The sequence below is a fragment of the Paenibacillus sp. tmac-D7 genome, from assembly GCF_006519665.1.
In the GTDB taxonomy this organism is placed as follows: domain Bacteria; phylum Bacillota; class Bacilli; order Paenibacillales; family NBRC-103111; genus Paenibacillus_G; species Paenibacillus_G validus.
The window spans coordinates 1-21,981 of the sequence record NZ_VIDW01000003.1 but is presented as its reverse complement, the minus strand read 5'-3'; the positions used below and the strand labels follow the sequence as shown (position 1 = coordinate 21,981).

The window sequence follows — 21,981 nt, the reverse complement described above, 5'->3', positions numbered from 1 at the left end:
GTCTCAACCCCTATAAAATTGTTGAATTAATTGCTCCGTTGCTTCCGCATAGGTCAACTTGTCGTGTACCCGCTGCTTCGTATAGTCCCAGATCGATTGGATCGAATCCATGGAGAGGTCGATTTCCGGGTTCGACCCTCTCTGGTACGCCCCTATATTGATCAAGTCTTCCGAATCTTTATATACAGCTAACAAACGCTTCAAGTTTTCGGCTGCAAGCTGCTGTTCTTGAGGCACGATTTCTTTCATGACCCGACTGACGCTCGCAAGCACGTCAATGGCCGGATAGTGACCGCGGTTCGCGATACCTCGATTGAGAACGATATGACCGTCCAAAATACCCCTTACCGCATCCGCAATCGGTTCGTTCATATCGTCGCCGTCGACCAGCACCGTGTAGAACGCTGTGATCGATCCTTTCGGCCCGGTTCCGGATCGCTCCAGCAGCTTGGGCAGCGTAGCAAAAACAGAAGGGGTGTAACCTCGCGTTGCAGGCGGTTCGCCAACGGCAAGACCAACTTCCCGCTGTGCCATCGCAAAACGTGTAACGGAATCCATCATCATCATGACGTTAAGTCCGCGATCGCGGAAATACTCGGCAATGCTAGTGGCGATCAAAGCGCCTTTGATCCGAATTAGCGCAGGCTGATCGGAAGTAGCGACGATAACGACAGAGCGGGCCAGTCCCTCCGGTCCGAGGTCGCGTTCGATAAAATCAAGCACCTCGCGTCCACGCTCACCAATAAGGGCAATGACATTGACGTCCGCTGACGTATTTCTTGCGATCATTCCCATCAGCGTACTTTTCCCGACGCCGGATCCTGCAAAAATACCGACGCGCTGACCTTTGCCGATCGTTAACAAACCGTCGATACAACGCACGCCGACACTAATCGGCTCCTGAACCCGCGGACGCTTCAGAGGATTGCTGGGGACGTTGTTGGTCGAATAATGGGTCATTCTTGCCGGCAAGAACGTTCCATCGAGCGGTTGTCCGAGACCGTCCAGCACTTTACCGAGCAATTCGTGACCGACCTGCACGGTCAGCGGCTTGCCCGTTCCGACTACGTCGCAGCCGGGACCGATGGAATTCAGCTCGCCGAGCGGCATCAAGATCACTTTGTTATTTTTGAAACCAACCACTTCCGCCTTCAAGGGCTGATTCGATTTAAACGGATAAATGTAACAGACGTCGCCGACGCTCGCATCCGGCCCCTCGGATTCCACCGTCAGTCCGATAACTTGCGTCACCTTGCCGTTAACGCGAATCGGATCCATCTGCCTGAGATGATCAATATATTTTTGAGCGGACGGGCTTTGCATCAGGTTAGCCTCCTTCGTTGCGGATGGCGAGATCTTGCAGCGCTTGCTTAATTTCGTTCAACTGCGTATCGATTCTTGCGTCGATACTGCCGAAGGATGAGCGAATGACACAGCCATGATCTTGCACCGAACCATCCGGAATGATTTGCAGCTCGGCCTGGGAATCGATATGCAGCAACAGCTCGTCCCGCGCGTCTTGAATATAGGAGAACTGGGAAGGGGAAACACAAAGCGCAATCATTCCCTTTTCCCTGCGACGCGCAAGCACCTTGCGAATCATCTCCGTCACCCATTGCGGTTCCAGCGACAGCTGGCGTCCGATAATTTTCTCGGCGATCGAACAGCTCATTTCAATAAGAAACGGTTCGGATTCCTGAATGATCTCTTGCTTCAATATATACGCTTGCTCCAAGGTTTGAGCCGCCTCCTGCAGCATCTGGTCGTAACGCTCGCGGAGCTCGGCTTCCGCTTGCGCCAAGCCTGCCTCATAGCCTTGCAGATAGCCTTGCTCTTTGTTTTCCTGCAGCACGCTTTCGTCCAGCATCCGGCGTTCTTGCCACCAGGCCTCGATCTCGGCCTGCGCCTGTTCTTTTAAGACAGCCACCTCGTCCATCGCCGCGCGAACTTGCTCTTCGGCAAAACTTTGCGCGTCTTGAATGATTTGCGCTTTCTCACGGTTCAGCTCGTCGAGTTCCTGCTGCTGTTCGGCCGTGCGGCCTTCCTCAGCCGTTTCTTCAAGATCCGGCAACGGCGGCTTCGGTTGTTCGACAATTTTCGTGTCCTCGACAGGAACATATTGAAAAAACTTGATGACATTAGACAATAATATCATCTCCTCCGCCACGTGCGATGATGATCTCACCGGCTTCTTCCAAACGGCGGATCGTCGATACAATGCGCGTTTGTGCTTCTTCTACGTCGCGCAAGCGGACAGGACCCATGAATTCCATTTCTTCGCGGAACGTTTCGGCCATCCGTTTGGACATGTTCTTGAAGATGGCTTCACGCACTTCTTCGCTGGCAACTTTAAGCGCAAGCTGAAGGTCGGCGTTCTCGATATCGCGAATAATGCGTTGAATCGAACGATTGTCGATGTTGACGATATCTTCGAAGACAAACATGCGTTTCTTGATTTCTTCGGCAAGCTCCGGGTCTTGAATCTCCAGGGAGTCCAGAATGGTCCTTTCCGTCCCGCGGTCGACACCGTTCAAGATTTGAACAACCGAAGAAATCCCGCCTGCATTCGTATAATCCTGTGTCACGGTAGCGGACAGTTTTTGCTCCAGCACGCGTTCGACTTGGCTGATGACCTCCGGCGACGTGCTGTCCATCAGCGCAATCCGCTTGGCGACATCCGCTTGTTTATCTTGCGGCAGCGAAGAAAGAATGATCGACGCTTGCTCCGGCTGCAAGTAAGAGAGCACAAGCGCGATGGTTTGCGAGTTTTCGTTCTGGATAAAGTTTAAAATTTGGGCCGGATCCGCTTTGCGCGCAAAATCAAACGGCCTGACTTGCAGCGTCGCAGTCAGTCGGTTTATGATGTCGAGCGCCTTCTGGGAACCGAGCGCCTTCTCCAAAATTTCTTTGGCGTACGAGATACCGCCTTGCGAGATAAATTCTTGCGCTAGGCAAATTTGATGAAACTCAGCCATAATCGCGTCTTTTTCGGCATTATCGACTTTTCGGACATTGGCTATTTCCAACGTAAGCTGCTCGATCTCTTCATCCCGCAAATGTTTAAAAATTTGGGCCGATACCTCGGGTCCTAAGCTGATCAGAAGAATAGCAGCTTTTTGCCGTCCCGATAAAATGGGTTGCTGTACTTTAGCCAAGCACTGTACACCTCTATTCGTCTACTAACCAAGTACGAAGCAGATTAACGAACTCGTCCGGTTTCCGTTTAGCCAACTGTTCCAGCTGCTTGCGTATTTGGTTTTCATTATTAACATTGTCGATATCAATAGTCGGGAATTCCACTTTCGGTGCCGCATCTTCGAGCAGTGCAGCTGCTTCGGCTTCCTCTTGCGCTTTGCGTCTGCGCCGCATGAACCAGAAAGCCCCTCCCGCGAGTAACGCCAATGCCAATCCGCCCAGGCCTCCGTAAAGGAGCATTGCGTTGGAAGCGGTAGCTTGCGATTCGTTCGTTTTAGCGAACGTATGGGGAAACACCGTTACTTTTTTAGCTAAATCTTCGTCGGTCAGCGTCACTTTGCTGTCTGCCAGCGCCGCGCGAACAATGTTGACAAGAATCTGGCGCACCGCTTCCGTCGTTTGCGGAGTTAATGAATTCGGATCTGCCGGATCGGGTGGTTCAACCCCGACGTTAATGGTTAAATCCTTTACAGTGTATGGTGTAGCTACGATTTCTTCCGTGATGCGGTTCACTTCATAGTTTACGGTTCGCTGCAATTCTTCGGAATTGGACGTGCCGCTGTTGTTACTGCCTGGATATCCGGGTACATCGGTTGCACCGGTTCCCGGTACACCGGCGTTTGCGGCGCTGTTGTCGCTGTTATAATTTTTTTGAATTTCCTGAACGGAAATTTCAAGTCCTCTTTGATCGACTTCATTGGGAGCCGTCACCAGATTGCGCTTAGAGCTCGTTTGATCAAAGTTCATTGTAGAGAACACGCTGACGATAACCTTGTCTCTGCCAAGGATGGCACTGAGCATCTGTTGCACGTTCCGCTGCACATCATTGCGGAATTGGTTATTGATTTCGAATTGGTCTTTCGCCAGGCTGGACGAACCGTTCGTCTTTCCTTTGCCTTTGGAGTATTCCAGCAAGTCCCCGTTCTGATCGGAAATGGTAATATTTTCGACCGGCAATCCCTTCACACTGTGGGAAACGAGGTTGTACATCGTATCTACTTTTGCTTGATCCAGCGTGTATCCGGGTTTGATCTCAAGAACGACGGATGCGGTAGCTTTCTCCGGCTCGGCGCCCTTCGGAAGAAACACGCTTTCTTTAGGCAAGCTGATCAGAACCTTGGAACTCTGGATGGCATTGTTGGAATTGATCAACTGCTGCAGTTCGCCTTGAACGGCATTGACGTATTTCACGTCGAACTCGCGATCCGTTGTCCCGAATGTGCTGCTCTGGTTAAATGCGCCGTAACCGACGTTGCCGGTTTTGTTCAAACCTTGCGATTCGACCGCCAATTTGACGTTGGCCACTTCGCTTCGGGGGACGCCGATGCTCTTCCCGTCATCGCTTAGCTGATACGGGATTTTAGCCCCGTCCAAATATCCTTTGATCGCTGCCGCATCGCTAGGTTGCAAATTCGTATAAGCCAGTGCGTACTCCGTCTTGGAAAAATTATAACTGATGATCCCTACCGTCAGTATGATCAAAATCACAGTGGCGATCAGTGTAAACTTTTGTGTTTTGCTAAATTGATTCCAATATTGTCTAATGCGGTTCCAATATTGGAGTACATTCTCGTTCACCATTTCACCCCATTCAACCTGAACATCACGAAGATAAATCAAGTAAGATTAGACCTGCATACGCATAATTTCCTGATAGGCCTCAATAACTTTGTTTCTTACTTGAACCGTTAGTTCCAATCCGAGCGATGCTTTTTCGGAGGCAATCATCAGTTGGTGAACGTCGGAAATTTCACCTTTAACGAATTGGTTGTTCAATTTATCTACGCCAGCTTGCTGGGCGTTCAAATCCGCAATCGCGCCGTTTAAAAATCGACTGAATTGGTCGGACACTTCAGCAGCGGTCAAGGTTTTCGGCTCAGCGGCTTTGACCGTCATTAACGGTTGCAAGCTCAGCTTATCAATCATGTTCGTAACCCCTTTTACCCAAATGGCTTGTCGTTTTTATCTACCGATTTCGAGCGCTTTGGTCACCAACGCCTTGGAGGCGTTCAAAGCGGTAACATTCGCTTCATAGGATCGCGTTGCCGACATCATGTCAACCATTTCTTTCAGAATGTCTACGTTCGGCAGCATGACAAATCCGTTCTCGTCCGCATCGGGATGCGTCGGATTGTATACTTGCTTAAGCGGTGAAGTATCTTCAATCACCTGCGCAATTCTTACCCCTTCGCCTGCCCCGGCATCCTTACCGGACATTGCGTTTTGAAGCGTGTAGGCAAAACTTTGCTGCTTCGGCTCCATCGTTACGAGCTTTCGTTGATAAGGTACCCATTTGCCGTTCACCATGCGCGCGCGCGTCGAGTCGGCGTTGGCAATGTTGGAAGAAATGACATCCATTCGAAACCGCTGAGCCGTCAGGGCGGAAGCACTTATGTCATATCCGTTCGTTAATCTCATCGATTACCGTCCCCCTATAGCTGTTCTAACCTTTTTGATATCCGCACTCACTTGCTGCACCATCGTATTGTAGCGTAATTGGTTCTTGGCCATTAAGGCCATTTCATAATCGATGTCGACATTATTCAGGTTATTGTTGATTAATGTTTGATTGTCCCGTATCAACTGCGGCTGGGGCTGACTGGGACGCCCAATTTCAATATGCCGCGGATCCGTCCGAAATCCTTGGATTGAACCTCCGTTTATTTCCTGCTGCAGCAATTCTTCAAATCGAACTTCCGATCTCTTAAAAAATGGCGTATCGACGTTGGCTATGTTATCGGCAATAACTCTTTGCCGTAAGGTGGCCGCATCCAACGAGCGTTCCATCATTTGAAAACCGGGCTTATTCAGGATCATCATAAGAAAAACTCCTACTTTCGCACGAAATAATCTGAGAGTAGTAATTCAACAAGGGAGGGGTAATATCCTCCTTTCTTCGACAATATCTTTTAAAAAAATAATAACAACCATGGCATATATTGTAGTAACCGAGAACTATATCTATATTGAAGAAAGATGGAAATGATTTCAATAAGAAAAAAGCCCTATATTTTCATATAGGACTTCAAAAAACGATGTTATTTTGTTAATTTCGACACATTTCAAAAAAAATTTATAATTTCACGCTCTGTATACCGGCAAGAAGTTGATCATTCAGGACTCGAATATACGTCCCTTTCATCCCGAGGGAGCGCGTTTCGATGACGCCGGCGCTCTCCAACTTGCGCAGCGCATTGACGATAACCGAACGCGTAATGCCGACACGATCGGCGATTTTGCTGGCCACGAGCAGCCCTTCCATGCCTTCAAGCTGCTCGAAAATATGCTCGACCGCTTCCAGTTCGCTGAAGGACAGCGAGGCTACCGCTACCTGAACGACCGCCTTGCTTCTTGCTTCCACTTCGATCTGCTCCGCCTTTTCCCGCAAAATCTCCATCGCCACGACCGTTGAACCGTATTCAGCCAATATTAAGTCGTCGTCGATAAATTCGCGGCCGCGCTTCGTCAGCACGAGCGTCCCGAGGCGTTCCCCGCCTCCAATAATCGGGACAAGCGTGATATGAAATCTCGGCTCATCCGCATGATCGCCGAACACGTCATAAGCGGAACCCGCTTCTAAATTCGACGACGTTTCCGTCACCTGCATGAGAAGTTGATTATATTCGTTCGGAAAGCGATTTTCTTGCAGAACGGAAAGCCTCGTCCAAGCCTCCTGCCCCGACGTGGTAAGCGAACTGCCCAGCACCTTTCCCCTCCGGCTGACGACAAAAATATCAGCGGACAAAATATCGCCGAGAACGGCCGCCATATCCATAAAGCTGACCGGATTGCCCGCTTCTTTTTGCAACAATTTATTCAGCCTTCTGGTTTTCATCAAAAGTGTCATGTTCGTGCCTCCAAGTCAAACGATTACAGTATATATTGGCTCAAATCCCGATTCTGAACGATATCGGACAACTTCTCGCGCACATATTCGGGAGAGATTACGATTTGCTCCAAGGTAAGCTCAGGCGCTTCAAAAGACAAGTCCTCCAGCAGTTTCTCAAGTATCGTGTGCAGACGGCGCGCACCGATATTGTCGGTGTTCTGATTCACTTCTGCGGCAATCCGCGCAATTTCAAGAATCGCCTCATCTGAAAATTCGACACGGATGCCCTCGGTCTCGAGCAATGCGGTATACTGCTTCGTCAGTGCGTTTTTGGGTTCTTTCAAAATCAGTACGAAGTCTTGCTGGGTCAGGCTGCTTAATTCGACGCGAATCGGAAAGCGCCCCTGCAGCTCGGGAATTAAATCGGAAGGCTTGGCAATATGAAACGCCCCAGCAGCCATGAATAAAATAAAATCGGTTTTGACCGGTCCGTACTTCGTCATAATGGTCGAGCCTTCCACAATCGGCAAGATATCCCTTTGCACGCCCTCGCGTGATACGTCGGGCCCACCGCCGCGGCCGGAACTGCAAATTTTATCGATTTCATCGATAAAAATAATGCCGCTTTGCTCCGCGCGAAGCACCGCCTCCTGAATGACTTCGTCCATATCAAGCAGCTTCTGCGCTTCCTCATGAAGCAGCGTCTTGCGCGCCTCCTTGATCGGCAGCTTGCGCTTTTTCGTACGCTTCGGCAATAAGCTCCCGAACAGCTCCTGCATATTCATGCCCGCCTGCTCGTTACCTTGGCCGCCCAGCATGTCGAGCATTGTCGGACTGTTGTCCTCCACCTCGATCTCAATCACCTTCTGCTCAAGCTCGCCTCGCTCAAGCTGCTCCTTCACTTCTTTGCGTCGGGCGATAATCGCGGCGTCATTCTCCGGCTCCGTTTCGGCCGCCGGATTTCCTTGATTGCCGAACAACATTTCGAACGGGTTGCGTTGTCCTTTCGATTTCGAGGGGCTCGGCACAAGGATCGCAGCGATACGTTCGACGACCATTTGCTCCGCTTTGTCCTTCAATCGGTCCGTTTTCTCCGCTTTCACCATCCGGATCGACGTTTCGACCAAATCGCGAACCATCGATTCGACATCGCGTCCGACATACCCGACTTCCGTAAATTTGGTCGCTTCGACTTTAATAAAAGGCGCCCCGACAAGCTTAGCCAGCCGTCGGGCGATTTCCGTCTTCCCAACGCCGGTAGGTCCGATCATAAGAATGTTTTTCGGCACAATCTCATCCCGGAGCGATTCTTCCAATCGGCTGCGGCGATAACGGTTGCGCAAGGCAACGGCGACTGATTTCTTAGCCTGCCGCTGGCCGATAATATATTTATCCAATTCGGCTACGATTTCTTTCGGAGTCAAGCTGTTTGCAGGCACGTCCGCCACCTCCCGGATTATTCGATCTCTTCAACGATAATGTTATGGTTTGTGAATACGCAGATGTCGGCAGCCATCGTCAAAGCCGCCTTCGCGATTTCCTTGGCACTCATGTCGGGCGCGTACCGGTGAAGCGCTCTACCCGCCGCAAGCGCGAAGCTGCCTCCGGAGCCGATCGCCAGTATGCCGTCGTCCGGTTCGATAATTTCGCCATTGCCGGAAATCAACAGCAGGCCCGTACGATCCATGACGATCATCATCGCCTCAAGACGCCGGAGCACCCGGTCTTGACGCCAATCTTTGGCCAGCTCCACCGCGGCCCGCTGCAAGTTGCCGTGATGCTCCTCAAGCTTGGCCTCAAATTTCTCAAAAAGGGTGATCGCATCCGCCACCGAGCCTGCAAAGCCGGCGATGACGTTGCCGCGGTACAATCGGCGTACTTTCTTCGCTTGCGACTTCATCACCATACTGTTGCCGAACGTCACTTGACCGTCCCCGGCGATGGCGCCTTTCCCCTGATGCCGGATCGCGAATATCGTCGTCGCGTGAAATGTCTCCATAAGGCGAATTTCCTCCTCTATTCAAGACGAAAACTAAGCTTAATTACAAGCTTAGTTTCCGTGAGTTTCCGACCCATGACCAAGGTACATGCATGATAGACGGGTATATCGTAACATAGTACAAGTTTCATTGACAAGCCGAATTGTGTGTGTTTTGTGAAAAATTCTGAATTTTCGCAATTGCTCGTTCAGCGATTTTCTCGTACTTCAGCTTCTTGTTCTTGATTCGTTCTTCCAGCGGCGGAAATAATCCGAAATTTGCGTTCATCGGTTGAAAATGTTTAAAGTCCGCCGTCGTAATATACTGCGCCATACTGCCTAATGCCGTATCTGCCGGCAATACGACGCATTCTTCCCCCTTGGCGAAGCGCGCTGCGTTCATGCCTGCGATCAAGCCGGAAGCAGCCGATTCCACATATCCTTCCACCCCGGTCATCTGTCCGGCAAAAAACAGGTTGTCGCGATTGCGGAATTGATAGGTCGGCTTTAACAAGCGGGGCGAGTTGATAAACGTATTGCGGTGCATCACGCCGTATCGGACAAACTCCGCATTCTCCAGACCGGGAATTAGCGAGAAGACGCGCTTCTGCTCGCCCCATTTCAAATGGGTCTGAAATCCGACCAGGTTGTATAAGGTGCCCGCCGCGTTGTCCTGACGGAGCTGAACGACCGCGTGCGGCAGTTCTCCCGTATGGGGATTGACGAGTCCGACAGGCTTCATCGGTCCGAATAGAACGGTTTGCCGGCCGCGCTTCGCCATGACTTCGATCGGCATGCAGCCTTCGAAATAAATTTCCTTCTCAAATTCCTTCATCGGCGCCGTCTCCGCCGTAACAAGCGCATCGTAGAAACGGTTAAACTCTTCTTCGTTCATCGGACAGTTTAAGTAGGCGGCTTCGCCTTTATCGTAACGCGAGGCCAAGTACACTTTGCTCATGTCGATCGAATCTTTCTCGACAATCGGAGCGGCCGCATCGTAGAAGTACAAATATTCTTCGCCGAATAGCTCCTGCAGATGCTTGGACAAGCCTGGAGACGTTAGCGGCCCTGTAGCCACTACGGTAATCCCGTCCGGCAGCGTCTCCAGCTCCTCGTTGCGAACCTCGATCAGCGGGTGATTGCGCAGCATCGAGGTGACCTCGCCCGAGAACCCTTCGCGATCGACGGCAAGTGCACCTCCGGCAGGCACCGCATGTTTGTCCGCCGCACGTAATATCAGCGAGTTCATGATACGCATTTCTTCCTTCAGCAAACCAACAGCGTTCGTCAAGCCGTTCGCTCGCAGCGAGTTGCTGCAGACAAGCTCCGCGAATTGATCGGATATATGCGCCGGTGTCTTGCGCACCGGCCGCATCTCATATAGAACCACCGGGACGCCCTGCGACGCGATTTGCCAGGCGGCCTCGCTGCCCGCAAGCCCCGCCCCGATGACGGTCACTTTATTTCCTTCAGTCAACGTTCGTTCCTCCTGCATGTTCCGCATCAACGCCTCCGCTAACCGCTGTCAGCGATAATGCGGTTACTCCATTTCACTCTCGTTCTCGTTGTCCTTCGCTTCTTCCTTGAAGTCGCACGAGACGCATTGAATAAAGACACCCGACTTGTTGCGCTTCTCGATCAGCATCCCGCTGCACTTCGGACAAGGCTGGCCGATCGGCTTATCCCACGAGACGAATTCGCACTCGGGATAGCGGTCGCAACCATAAAATATGCGTCCCTTTTTGCTGCGGCGTTCGATGATTTTTCCTTGATGACAAGTCGGACACGGCACGCCGATATCTTTGACTATCGGCTTCGTATTGCGGCAGTCCGGAAAGCCTGAGCAGGCAAGAAACTTGCCGAATCGACCCATCTTGTATACAAAATTGCGGCCGCACTTCTCGCAAATTTCGTCGGAAACCTCATCCTGGATTTCCACCTTCTCCATTTCTTCTTCCGCAACTTCCAGCCTTTTTTCGAAAGATTCGTAAAATTCGCTCAATACCTGAACCCAGTCTTCCTTGCCTTCCTCGATATGATCGAGTCCCTCTTCCATATGCGCGGTAAATTCGACGTCCAGGATTTCCGGGAAAAACTCGATCATCTGCTGGATCACAAGCTCGCCGAGCTCTGTGGGAACGAACTTCTTATCTTCAATTGCGACATACCCGCGCTTCTGGATCGTTTCGAGCGTCGGCGCATACGTGCTCGGTCGTCCGATGCCCATCTCCTCGAGCGCTTTCACGAGGCGCGCTTCCGTAAATCGCGGCGGCGGCTGTGTGAAATGCTGCTTGGGATCGATCTGTTTCTTTGTTACCTGATCGCCCTGCTTCAGCGGAGGCAGCAAACGATCGTCGTCATCGCCGGAATCGGCCGCGTCGTCATTGCCTTCAACATAAACTTTCATAAAACCGTGGAACTTTATCTTGGACCCGACCGCCCGAAAAACAGCTTCGCCCGCCGTTAAATCGACGGTCATCGTATCCAGCACGGCCGAGGCCATCTGGCTTGCGACAAAGCGTTCCCAAACGAGCTTATACAAACGGAATTGATCCCGGCTCAAATGCGATTTGATGGAATCCGGGTCGCGAAGCACCGAGCTTGGCCGGATCGCTTCATGGGCATCCTGCGCGTTGCTGTTTTTCTTGACGTAAACACGCGGCGTCTCCGGGTAATACTCCGCCCCGAACTTATTCACAATGAAGTCCTTCGCTTCTTCTTGCGCCACCGGCGAAATACGGGTCGAGTCGGTTCTCATGTAAGTGATCAACCCGACCGTGCCCTCCGGGCCGAGATCAATACCTTCGTATAGCTGCTGCGCAACGGACATCGTCTTCGAGGCGCGGAAGCCGAGCTTACGAGCGGCCTCCTGCTGCAGCGAACTTGTGATGAACGGCGGCGAAGGATTGCGGTGCCGCTCCTTCTCTTTCACCTCGCTGACGACAAACTCCGACTTGCTTAACCCTTGAAGAACTTCATTAACCTCGGCTTCATTCTTTAAATCCTTCTTGTTGCCGCCGACGCTGTAGAACTTCGCTTCGAAATCGGCTTTGCCCGTAGACAGCTTTGCCGTAATCGTCCAGTATTCTTCCGGCACGAACGCATTAATTTCGTTCTCCCGGTCGTAAATGAGCTTGACAGCTACAGATTGTACCCGGCCTGCGGAAAGTCCTTTTTTCACCTTTTTCCAGAGCAGCGGACTGATCTTGTAACCGACCAACCGGTCCAAAATACGTCTGGCTTGCTGCGCATTAACCAAATCCTGATTGATTTTGCGCGGCGTCTTGAACGCGTCCTTCACGGCTTGCTTCGTAATCTCGTTAAACACGACGCGGCAGGGGTCCTGATCGGAAATTTCCAGATAGTGCGCCAAATGCCAGGCGATCGCTTCCCCTTCGCGATCCGGGTCAGCCGCCAGATATACTTTTTTTACGCGTTTGCTCGCGTCTTTCAATTCTTTCAGAACCGAGCCCTTGCCCCGAATCGTAATGTATTTCGGTTCAAAGTTTTTTTTGATCTCAACGCCGATCTGGCTTTTTGGCAAATCTCGAATGTGCCCCATGGAAGCTTTTACGATATATTTACTGCCCAAGTATTTACCAATCGTTTTGGCTTTTGCGGGTGACTCCACAATGACTAACGAATCGGCCATAGGTGTCCTTCCCCCTTCAATATATATATATGTATACAAATCAAGGTATCGTGTAGGCTGATCCCGGTAGTTCTACGATTCGTCGCATCATTAGTAAATTTATCAGAACTGCGTGCAAATGTCCAAAGTTAAATTGACTTTGCCCCAAGAGCTGATCGATCGTTTTCGGACCGGACTCCAGCAATTCATAGATTTTCCGTTCATCTTCAGCCATAATTCCCAGTGTTTCCTTCGTGTCTTTAATGTATGCGGAATGCTCCGAGGCTATCCGGCTCGTAAATTCCTCCATAATATCGTCCGGGCTTGTAACCATTTTGGCCCCATCCTTGATGAGCTTCAGCGTTCCTTGACTCTTGGCCGAATGAATCGGCCCCGGAATCGCAAACACGTCGCGCGAGTAGTCGAGCGCAAGGTTGGCCGTTATCAGCGATCCGCTTTGAAGCGCCGCTTCCACCACGACGACGCCCACGCTTAGCCCTGCAATAATGCGGTTTCGCTGCGGGAACAAGCCTGCGCGCGGCAGCGTACCGAGCGGATATTCGGACAAGAGCAGCCCTTGCTCCGCGACCCGGTGAAACAACGCTTTATTTTCCGGCGGATACACCGTGTCCAGCCCGCAGCCAAGGACGGCGATCGTACCACCCTTTCCCCTTAAAGCGCCTTCGTGCGATAGGCTGTCAATCCCCCGCGCCATGCCGCTGACGACGCAAACACCGGCATTCGCAAGCGACTCGCCAAGCCTTTCCGCCGTTAGCTTGCCGTACACGGTCGGCGTTCGCGTCCCTACCAACGCGATACATAATCGCCCGCTGAAAGAGAAGTCGCCCTTGCCGTATATAATCCACGGCGGATCGGCCGTTTCTTTCAGCAGCGCCGGGTAATCCGCATCCCAGACGGTCAGCCAGCGGATTCCCTCGCGTTCATACCTCGCGAGCCAGTCCTCCAAAGTCCGCTCGGACAGCTCCCGCAATGCGGAACTCATCTGTCCGGCCCGGCCGGGTGTGAATCCGAACTGCGTCCATTCGCGTGGTTCCAGCGTTCGCATATCGTCAAGCGTTTCGAATCGGGATACAAGCCGTTGAATCGTCTTCCAACCGATGCCGGGCAGTTGATGAAGCGCAAACAAAAGGTGCCGGTTGTTCATATAGTATATATCACTCCTTATAATAGAAACAACTTTACTGAAACTCGGGGCGAATCCAACAAAAAAAACCTCTCATCTCCGTCATGCGGAGAATGAGAGGCTGCTTGCCGTTCTCGGGAATTATTTGCGGGTCGTGCACTTTTCGAGCAGACCTTTTTCTTGAAGCACGCTGACAAGCGTGGAGCCCATTTCGGAAGGAGTCGGTGCAACCTTGATGCCGCAGCGTTCCATCGTGGCCACTTTCTCAGCTGCCGTCCCTTTACCACCGGAAATGATAGCGCCGGCATGGCCCATCCGTTTGCCCGGAGGCGCCGTTTGTCCGCCGATGAAGCCGACAACCGGTTTTTTCATGTTCGCCGCGATCCATTCGGCCGCTTCTTCTTCGGCAGAACCGCCGATTTCACCGATCATGATGACCGCGTAAGTGTCCGGATCTTCGTTGAACAATTTAAGAATATCGATGAACTCGGAGCCTTTAACCGGGTCGCCGCCGATACCTACAGCGGACGATTGGCCGATACCGCGAGTCGTTAATTGATGCACGGCTTCGTATGTCAACGTTCCGCTTCGGGAAACAACGCCGACATGACCTTTGGTGTGAATATATCCCGGCATGATGCCGATTTTGCACTCGTCCGGCGTGATGACGCCCGGGCAGTTCGGTCCGATCAGGACGGTCTTCTTGCCTTCCATGTAACGGCTGACTTTAACCATGTCCAGAACCGGAATACCTTCCGTGATGCAGATGACGAGGTCAAGCTCGGCGTCAACGGCTTCGATGATTGCGTCTGCGGCGAACGGAGCGGCAACATAAATAACGGATGCGGTCGCGCCGGTCGCTTTTTTCGCTTCTTGAACCGTATTGAAAACCGGCAGAGAGACGGTTGTACCGTTCTCCAGCGTAATATCGATGTTCGTTCCGCCTTTACCCGGCGTTACGCCGCCAACCATTTGCGTACCGTATTCCAAACCGCCCTTGGTATGGAACAAACCGGTCGCGCCGGTAATCCCTTGTGTGATGACCTTTGTATTTTTATCTACCAAAATAGACATGTTTATGGTTCACATCCCCTGAATTATTTAGAAAAGGCTTTGCCTGTTTGCGTCGTTCGACTTATTTCACCAGTGCCACGATTTTTTGAGCGCCGTCTGCCATCGAATCGGCAGCCACGATATTCAGGCCGGATTCGTTCAAGATTTTTTTGCCGAGCTCTACGTTCGTGCCTTCCAAACGGACGACGAGCGGACGAGACAATCCCAGCTCTCTAGCCGCAGCAACGACACCTTCCGCGATAATGTCGCATTTCATAATGCCGCCGAAAATATTGACGAAAATCCCTTTGACGTTCTCGTCGGACAAAATGATTTTGAACGCTTCCGTTACTTTCTCCTTGGTAGCGCCGCCCCCTACATCAAGGAAGTTGGCCGGGTCGCCGCCGTAATATTTAATAATGTCCATCGTCGCCATGGCCAGACCTGCGCCGTTAACCATGCAGCCGATGTTGCCGTCGAGCGCGATGTAGCTGAGGTCATACTTGGACGCTTGAATTTCCTTCTCGTCTTCTTCTTCCAAATCGCGAAGCTCAACAATGTCTTTGTGACGGAACAAAGCGTTCGAATCGAAGTTCAATTTGGCATCCAGAGCCATAACGTTGCCATCGCCGGTAACAACGAGCGGGTTAATTTCGGCGATAGAGCAATCTTTCTCAACGAAAGCGGTATATAACGACAGCATAAATTTAGCCGCTTTATTTACGAGCTCGTTAGGAATATTGATGTTATAGGCGAGTCTACGCGCTTGGAACGGTTGCAAGCCGATGGCCGGATCGACAACTTCTTTGAAGATTTTCTCCGGGGAATGAGCGGCTACTTCTTCGATTTCCGTACCGCCTTCTTCAGAGCCCATGATCACGACGCGTCCCGTACCGCGGTCTACGACGACGCCAATGTAGTATTCTTTCTTAATATCGCAGCCTTGTTCGATTAAAAGGCGCTTCACTTCTTTACCTTCCGGACCCGTTTGGTGAGTCACCAGCACTTTGCCGAGAATTTGCTCAGCGTATGTACGCACTTCATCCAGGTTTTTGGCAACCTTAACACCGCCAGCTTTACCGCGGCCGCCAGCATGAATTTGCGCCTTGACGACGACGACCGGAGTACCGAGCGACTTCGCCGCTTCCACCGCTTCGTCCACCGTGAAAGCCACTTTACCTTCCGGTACGGCAACCCCGTACTGCTTCAGCACTTCTTTGCCTTGATACTCATGGATATTCATTTAGCAAAATCCTCCTATCGGTATTGACTTGCTCTATGGAATCGACCCTTCCCTTCCGGTAAGAGTTGACCGCTAAAAATACGCGCGCTTGCCAAACAATAGCATGTCCGATCTGGCAAACCTTTATCATTGTAACACTTTTTTTAAGCGGATACCTTATTTTTTATGTTAAAATAGCGATATATTATTTTTATAGATTCACAAAATATTAGTTTTCGGAACGGAGCAGTTTTCTGATTCGACAAAATTAGACAAAGACGGAAGGCGGAGTGAAGTTGAAACGAATTGCTATTGATATGGATGAAGTCATTGCGGATGCCATGAGCAAATATTTGCGTTTGTATAACGAGGGCTTCCAGGAACAATTGACTGCCGCGGATTTGCACGGCGTTAAGCTGCGCGCATTGCGGCCGGAAAGAAGCGACGATATACATGAGATTTTCATGACGAACGACTTCTTCCGCGACCTGGAGGTCATGCCTCACAGTCAGGAAGTCATTCGCGAATTGAGCGAATCGTACGAAATCTTCATCACAACCGCTGCCATGGAAGTGCCGACGTCCTTTAATGCCAAGTATGCTTGGCTGAAGGAGCACTTTCCGTTCTTGTCGGATATGAATTTCGTGTTTTGCGGGGATAAAAGCATCATTCGGGCCGATTACTTGATCGACGATAATGCGAAGCATTTTGAACGGTTTGAAGGACAAGGCCTGCTGTTTACGTCTCCTCACAACATTCTTGAAACGGGTTACGTTCGCGTGAATAATTGGCTGGAGGTTCGAGACTTCTTCGCCAAGGCGTTAAACATGTAAAAACGCGCATTTCCGTCAAAGAAGATGCGCGTTCCGGTCTCAATAAATCGTATTGATGGAAGTCGATTCTCGAGGCTCTCTCTCCGCTTGTTTAATGAAGCGCAGCTCGTTTCCGGTGAATTGACACACCAGACATTGGATCGTCGGCTCCTGGCCTTCGATCGCTTCGGGTTCGGTCACCTGCTGGACCGTCCCGGTTATCGCGTCTTTCAGAAAACGCTGCGAGTAGCTCGATATGATGCTGAACTTAATACGATTGGACCGGCAATTCGGACAAAAGTACGGTTTTTCCTGCATCTCTCATCACCTCTAGCCCCATTGTCGCCAAAATTCCGGCGGTTCAAACGTCGTGTTACAGCTTCTGCGTGCAAACTGTTGCAAGCTTTGAAGGGAACGATTACAATACAATCATAATGAGGCGGATAAGGAAGCACCTTTAGCCATGGCAAATTCATGGGAGAGGTGTTTTTTGGCATGTACGGAAAAGTAACGAGCGCATGTTTGCACGGCGTGGAAGGCAGATTGATCGAGGTTGAGGTCGACTTGAGCAACGGACTTCCCCAAATGAATATTGTCGGTTTGCCGGACAGCGCGGTCAAAGAATCGATCGAGCGCGTGCGGGCGGCCGTCAAAAACTGCGGGTTTACCTTTCCGCTGCAGCGAATCACGGTGAACTTGGCGCCGGCCGACATTCGCAAAGAAGGCGCCGCATTCGACCTGGCTATCGCATTAGGCATTCTCGCGACAAGCGGCCAGCTGGAGCCGGAAGCGCTGGAGCGTTCGCTCCTGATTGGCGAGCTGGCTTTGGACGGATCGATTCGCCCAGTACCCGGCGTGTTGTCGATGATCGAATCGGCGGTTAAACGAGGGATCCGCCGGGTGATCGTACCGCGGGATAACGCCGAGGAAGCTGGCTGGATTCAAGGCTGTGAAGTCGTGCCGGCCAGCCATTTAGCGGAATGGAATTTGAGGCTGACAGCGGATACGGATGGCGGACGACAGGCTTTAGCCCCTGCGCTTGCACAAGCAGCGTCCCTTCAAGCGGATGCACAAGCCGACGATTACGCCGACGTTTGCGGACAGCAGCACGTCAAGCGCGCGCTGATGGTCAGTGCCGCGGGCATGCACAACATCCTGTTAATCGGGCCGCCCGGCACGGGCAAAACGATGCTTGCCAAACGACTGCCCACCATCATGCCGCCCATGAACGAGCAGGAATCGTTAGACGTAACTAAAATTTACAGCGCCTCCGGCAAATTCGCCGATCGTCGGCAGCTGGTGCGGGAACGCCCTTTCCGCACGCCGCATCATACGATATCGGCGGCCGGGTTAGTCGGTGGAGGCGGCGTGCCCAAGCCCGGCGAGATCAGCCTCGCGCATCGCGGGGTGTTATTTCTGGACGAGCTGCCTGAATTTACGAGAACGGTGCTGGAGGTGCTGCGCCAGCCCATGGAGGAACGATGGGTAACGATCGGACGGGCGAAAGCCGTCTATCGGTTTCCTGCCCATTTTCTGCTGGCCGCTTCGATGAATCCGTGTCCATGCGGATATTGGGGAGCCGATACGGGCGACGGGAACGATGCCTGCTTCTGCTCCCCCTTGAAATTGGCGCAATACCGCTCGAAAATTTCCGGCCCGCTGCTGGACCGGATCGACCTGCATGTCGAGGTGCCCCGGGTTCCCTTTGAGCAATTAGCCGGCCTGGAGAAGCCGATGTCATCGTCCGAAATGCGGGAACGCGTCGAGCAGGCGCACTTGACGCAGAAACGGCGTTTTCAGGGAACCGGCATACTGTTCAACAGCGAGCTGAGCGGCCGCCGTTTACGCGAATACGGAAGGCTGCAGCGGGACGCCTCCGCCTTGCTGGAGCGTTCGTTCACACTGCTCGGCTTAAGCGTTCGCTCTTATGACCGGATTATTAAAGTCGCGCGCACGATTGCGGATTTGGAGGGAAGCGATGAAGTGAACGCCCATCATGTCGCCGAGGCGCTGCAATACCGCAGTCTCGACAAGAAGCAAAAGCCGCAATCGCTCTCCCGTTAGGAAGCGTCTGCGGATCCTGCCCACTGTCCGACCTGTACGATGCTGCCTCAATCTATACTCGAATATCGCTAAGATTCAAGCGGACTTGGCGCGCATACCGGATGCCGGTACAAATCCGCCTTAGCCGTCCCGGCTAATAGCCGCTGCTATCGGCCGCATCATTTTCAACTAGGCGCTGGGGAACATAATATTGCATTCCGTACCTTTGCCCTGCTCACTCTTAATATCGATCTTCCCATTCATCTTTTTTATAATGCCGAAGGAAACCATAGTCCCGAGACCTGTGCCCTTTTCCTTGGTCGAATAATAAGGGGTTCCAAGTCTTTTGATTTGCTCGGCAGTCATTCCAATTCCGGTATCGCTAATGATGATGACAACATGATCGTACATTTTATAAGCCTTAATTTCCAAAAGACCTCCATTATACATGGCCTCAATAGCGTTCTTACCGATATTGATTAAAGCCTGTCTAAATTTATAGCGGTCTCCCACAATATGCAGGAGATGTTCTTTAGGCAATATAGCATTGATTTGTATATTATTGTAATTGGCATACGTCAGGAGAACATTCGATAAATAACTGATTTCCTCATGAATATGGATCTTTTCAATAATTTCAGGATCGGGTTTGGCCAGCGAGAGATAATCGGTAATAATGACCTGGGCACGATCCAATTCTTCCAAACATATCTTTTGATACAGTTGTCTCTTATCTTTATCTAAGTTTTCTGATCCAAACAACTGGATAAAACCTCTCACCGTTGTAAGCGGGTTCCGAATCTCATGAGCAACGGAAGCGGCCATGTCGCTGACCATATTCATTTTCTCGCTTTTGCTAACCTCTTCTTGCATGTGAAAATAGGTATTCAGAAATTCCACTAAATAAACGCATAAGCCCACGATTACACCTTGGATGGCATAGGTCTGCAAGGTTGCCATAGGGTTATTAATAAAAAGTTCGATTTGCTGCGTCATGAAGAGATAAGCGGTAAATGTCGTCAGTTTAATCAGGGTACATAAAAGGACGGCTGCTATGATTTTATGAGACAGCTTTAAATAGGCATACTTTCTAAGCGAGAAAACGATCACAATAAAACTGGGCAGTAACGCAATGGCGTAAAACAAATTGTACGGATATCCTGCAAGATAGCGGTATAAAATGAGGGTTGCGTATAATAAAAGGGAGACTTGCGTTCCGCCATACAGAGCTCCGACCGCTAAAGGAATCGAGCGAAAATCATAATTTAATCCATTCAGATTGATTGGAAAGGACATGGTGACTACTAAGGCAAACGCAAAGAGGATATACAACAGCAATCGGTATAGTAGAATTCTGCTTTTGGTTTTGTAAATATAGGGATAAAATACGAGCGGAGAAAAGATAATGAAAATATTTAACAAGAAATCTTTGAAATAAGCGATCATAGTTGCCTCCAGTTTATTTCTCCTGTTTTTCTCCACTTCCAGAAACAAAAACCATTTTTTGTATAGAATTCGACAACCCTTGTCGCTATCCTTCTATGCGTAGAGACCTTCCTGAAAATAAACAAATCGCCAAACGTCTGCTCCTTGACGCCGCCCGAAAGGAAGCAACAACGGTAGACGCCCCCTTGGCCAAGGCACTGCAATTCCAAAGTCTCGACAACATACAAAATCCGCAATCGCTCTCCCGTCAGAAAGCGTTGCGGATATGTTCCAGCTGTATGACGTTGTCCTCACGATCCATCCGGATTGCGACTACGTCGAACCGGACTTGACGGTCGTACACCCGATAACGGTGCAAGTATACTTCGGCCGTCTCCCGGATTTGGCGCTGCTTCCTGCCGTTGACCGATTCGGAAGGCGTACCGTATGTCTCGTTCAAATTTCGGCTGCGCACTTCAACAATAACGAGCGTCCCTTTCTCCTCCGCCACGATATCCAGCTCTCCTGTGCGGCAGCGCCAATTTCGTGCAACAATCGTCCATCCTTCGCGGTTTAAATAGGCCGCTGCCTCCGCTTCGCTCTTGGCGCCCCTTTGTTTCCTATTGGCGAGCCGATCCGTCAATGCTCACTCCTCCATTCCTTCGCCCGGGAATCCGAACGGTAAATGTAGGAGAGCACCTCCGCCACAAGCTTGTACAGCTCGGGCGGTATTTCCTGATCGATGTCCAACTTGGACAGCACCTCGACGAGCGAAGGATCCTCTTGAATCGGAACGCCGTTTTCTTTGGCTTTGTCCAGCATCAATTCGGCGATCCGGCCCTTCCCTTTGGCCACCAGCTTCGGCGCTGCCGTGCTTTCGGGCGCATATTTGAGGGCCACCGCTCTCTTTACGGCTCCAGACGGTTCGTTTTTACTCATACGCGTATATCCACCCCTTTATAGGGCTTGTGCGAGTAGACCGACGGAATTCCGTTCGATTTGGAATCTTTCCCCGACATGCGGTCTTCGCCCGATGCGTCGTTAATATCGCTTAACTTGGCCGGGTATGGACTTACTTTCATGGAAATAAATTGGTAACCAATCGATGCAAGACCTCCGGCAATTTCTTCGCGGTACGACTCCAGAAGCGCCGCGGTGAACGAGGAGTCATTATGCACATGAAGGCTGACGATTCGATTCACCACCTGAACGTCCACTAACGTATCGCCGAGCGCTTTCATCTGCAAATCGAATACGAGCCGGCAATTGTTCGCATCCAGACCGCCCTTCTTCCCTTTGCGGGACTGAATGTGTATGGCGGCCGTCTGCGTGCCGTCCGCTTGAACAAGCGGAACGAACAGGGTGACATGGGAAAAAAGGGCGTTCCGGTCTGGACTCAACAACAATTGCTGACCTGTAATTTGCTGCACCGCCTGCTGGGCGGCCTGCTTGACCTCTTCCGATGCGTCCGGCACTTGCGCCAGCTGCATCAGCACGCTCTTCAGCGAATCGGCTTGTCTATCTCTCGCTTCCGACGGCGAATCCGTCCCGAGCAGCTTGAACGCCTGATGCTCATGCTCGACGCCGATCGCTTTCATGATGCGCCCGAGCGCATGATGGCCTTCTTCGATCGGGCGCGCTTGTGCCGG

The 21,981-nt window shown here is 51.3% G+C and carries 21 protein-coding genes and 1 pseudogene; 2 read left to right on the top strand and 20 right to left on the bottom strand.

Annotated features, from left to right (window positions below; genetic code table 11):
* Positions 1–3: 3 nt before the first annotated feature.
* From fliI to sucC, 15 genes are all read right to left on the bottom strand, one after another.
* The gene (fliI, locus tag FKP33_RS02805; RefSeq protein ID WP_127604555.1) at positions 4–1,323 is read right to left on the bottom strand and encodes a flagellar protein export ATPase FliI; all 1,320 of its coding nucleotides are present in this window, start codon (positions 1,321–1,323) and stop codon (positions 4–6) included.
* 4 nt (positions 1,324–1,327) lie between these two features.
* Positions 1,328–2,146, bottom strand: coding sequence for a FliH/SctL family protein (locus FKP33_RS02800; protein ID WP_127604557.1), 819 nt, complete (start codon positions 2,144–2,146; stop codon positions 1,328–1,330).
* Positions 2,139–3,155: a flagellar motor switch protein FliG gene (gene fliG, locus FKP33_RS02795; RefSeq protein ID WP_127604559.1), complete on the bottom strand. Its 1,017-nt coding sequence runs from the start codon at positions 3,153–3,155 to the stop codon at positions 2,139–2,141. The genes FKP33_RS02800 and fliG overlap by 8 nt, the downstream gene beginning before the upstream one ends.
* A 13-nt stretch (positions 3,156–3,168) precedes the next feature.
* Complete coding sequence (gene fliF, locus FKP33_RS02790) at positions 3,169–4,815, bottom strand: flagellar basal-body MS-ring/collar protein FliF (protein WP_244932866.1); 1,647 nt, start codon at positions 4,813–4,815, stop codon at positions 3,169–3,171.
* 6 nt (positions 4,816–4,821) lie between these two features.
* Positions 4,822–5,121 carry a flagellar hook-basal body complex protein FliE gene (gene fliE, locus FKP33_RS02785; protein ID WP_054799591.1) on the bottom strand — a complete coding sequence of 100 codons (300 nt, stop codon included), beginning with the start codon at positions 5,119–5,121 and terminating at the stop codon, positions 4,822–4,824.
* Between the two features lie 36 nt (positions 5,122–5,157).
* On the bottom strand, positions 5,158–5,613 hold the full coding sequence (gene flgC / locus FKP33_RS02780) for a flagellar basal body rod protein FlgC (RefSeq protein WP_054796990.1): 456 nt from the start codon (positions 5,611–5,613) through the stop codon (positions 5,158–5,160).
* A 3-nt stretch (positions 5,614–5,616) separates the two neighbouring features.
* A complete protein-coding gene (gene flgB / locus FKP33_RS02775; protein WP_054799590.1) occupies positions 5,617–6,015 on the bottom strand; it encodes a flagellar basal body rod protein FlgB in 399 nt (132 codons plus the stop codon).
* Between the two features lie 253 nt (positions 6,016–6,268).
* The gene (codY, locus tag FKP33_RS02770; protein ID WP_054799589.1) at positions 6,269–7,042 is read right to left on the bottom strand and encodes a GTP-sensing pleiotropic transcriptional regulator CodY; all 774 of its coding nucleotides are present in this window, start codon (positions 7,040–7,042) and stop codon (positions 6,269–6,271) included.
* A gap of 23 nt (positions 7,043–7,065) precedes the next feature.
* Positions 7,066–8,463, bottom strand: coding sequence for an ATP-dependent protease ATPase subunit HslU (hslU, locus tag FKP33_RS02765; RefSeq protein ID WP_141333895.1), 1,398 nt, complete (start codon positions 8,461–8,463; stop codon positions 7,066–7,068).
* Between the two features lie 17 nt (positions 8,464–8,480).
* Entirely contained in the window at positions 8,481–9,023 is a 543-nt protein-coding gene (gene hslV / locus FKP33_RS02760) for an ATP-dependent protease subunit HslV (protein WP_054796988.1), read from the bottom strand.
* A gap of 127 nt (positions 9,024–9,150) precedes the next feature.
* A complete protein-coding gene (gene trmFO, locus FKP33_RS02755; protein WP_127604565.1) occupies positions 9,151–10,479 on the bottom strand; it encodes an FADH(2)-oxidizing methylenetetrahydrofolate--tRNA-(uracil(54)-C(5))-methyltransferase TrmFO in 1,329 nt (442 codons plus the stop codon).
* A gap of 63 nt (positions 10,480–10,542) precedes the next feature.
* On the bottom strand, positions 10,543–12,654 hold the full coding sequence (gene topA, locus FKP33_RS02750) for a type I DNA topoisomerase (protein ID WP_141333894.1): 2,112 nt from the start codon (positions 12,652–12,654) through the stop codon (positions 10,543–10,545).
* Between the two features lie 40 nt (positions 12,655–12,694).
* Positions 12,695–13,798: a DNA-processing protein DprA gene (dprA, locus tag FKP33_RS02745; RefSeq protein WP_141333893.1), complete on the bottom strand. Its 1,104-nt coding sequence runs from the start codon at positions 13,796–13,798 to the stop codon at positions 12,695–12,697.
* A gap of 120 nt (positions 13,799–13,918) precedes the next feature.
* Positions 13,919–14,851: a succinate--CoA ligase subunit alpha gene (sucD, locus tag FKP33_RS02740; protein ID WP_127604571.1), complete on the bottom strand. Its 933-nt coding sequence runs from the start codon at positions 14,849–14,851 to the stop codon at positions 13,919–13,921.
* 61 nt (positions 14,852–14,912) lie between these two features.
* A complete protein-coding gene (sucC, locus tag FKP33_RS02735) occupies positions 14,913–16,073 on the bottom strand; it encodes an ADP-forming succinate--CoA ligase subunit beta (RefSeq protein ID WP_127604572.1) in 1,161 nt (386 codons plus the stop codon).
* A 275-nt stretch (positions 16,074–16,348) separates the two neighbouring features.
* Between sucC and FKP33_RS02730 the strand changes: the two genes are divergently transcribed.
* Positions 16,349–16,885, top strand: coding sequence for a 5' nucleotidase, NT5C type (locus FKP33_RS02730; RefSeq protein WP_054796986.1), 537 nt, complete (start codon positions 16,349–16,351; stop codon positions 16,883–16,885).
* 39 nt (positions 16,886–16,924) lie between these two features.
* On the opposite strand, the gene FKP33_RS02725 is transcribed toward FKP33_RS02730, so the two are convergent.
* A complete protein-coding gene (locus tag FKP33_RS02725) occupies positions 16,925–17,182 on the bottom strand; it encodes a hypothetical protein (protein ID WP_054796985.1) in 258 nt (85 codons plus the stop codon).
* Positions 17,183–17,359: 177 nt separating this feature from the next.
* Between FKP33_RS02725 and FKP33_RS02720 the strand changes: the two genes are divergently transcribed.
* Positions 17,360–18,928 (top strand): YifB family Mg chelatase-like AAA ATPase, encoded by a 1,569-nt coding sequence (locus FKP33_RS02720; protein WP_127604574.1) that lies wholly within the window; start codon positions 17,360–17,362, stop codon positions 18,926–18,928.
* A gap of 168 nt (positions 18,929–19,096) precedes the next feature.
* On the opposite strand, the gene FKP33_RS02715 is transcribed toward FKP33_RS02720, so the two are convergent.
* The 4 genes and pseudogenes from FKP33_RS02715 to FKP33_RS26940 all read right to left on the bottom strand — a co-directional run.
* Entirely contained in the window at positions 19,097–20,353 is a 1,257-nt protein-coding gene (locus FKP33_RS02715) for an ATP-binding protein (RefSeq protein WP_141333892.1), read from the bottom strand.
* 247 nt (positions 20,354–20,600) lie between these two features.
* Positions 20,601–20,975 (bottom strand): YraN family protein, encoded by a 375-nt coding sequence (locus tag FKP33_RS02710; RefSeq protein ID WP_054796983.1) that lies wholly within the window; start codon positions 20,973–20,975, stop codon positions 20,601–20,603.
* Positions 20,972–21,271, bottom strand: coding sequence for an EscU/YscU/HrcU family type III secretion system export apparatus switch protein (locus tag FKP33_RS02705; RefSeq protein ID WP_054796982.1), 300 nt, complete (start codon positions 21,269–21,271; stop codon positions 20,972–20,974). Before FKP33_RS02705 ends, FKP33_RS02710 begins: the two co-directional genes overlap by 4 nt.
* Positions 21,268–21,981: pseudogene (locus FKP33_RS26940) on the bottom strand (hypothetical protein); the annotation flags it as partial. The pseudogene FKP33_RS26940 and the gene FKP33_RS02705, both read right to left, overlap by 4 nt.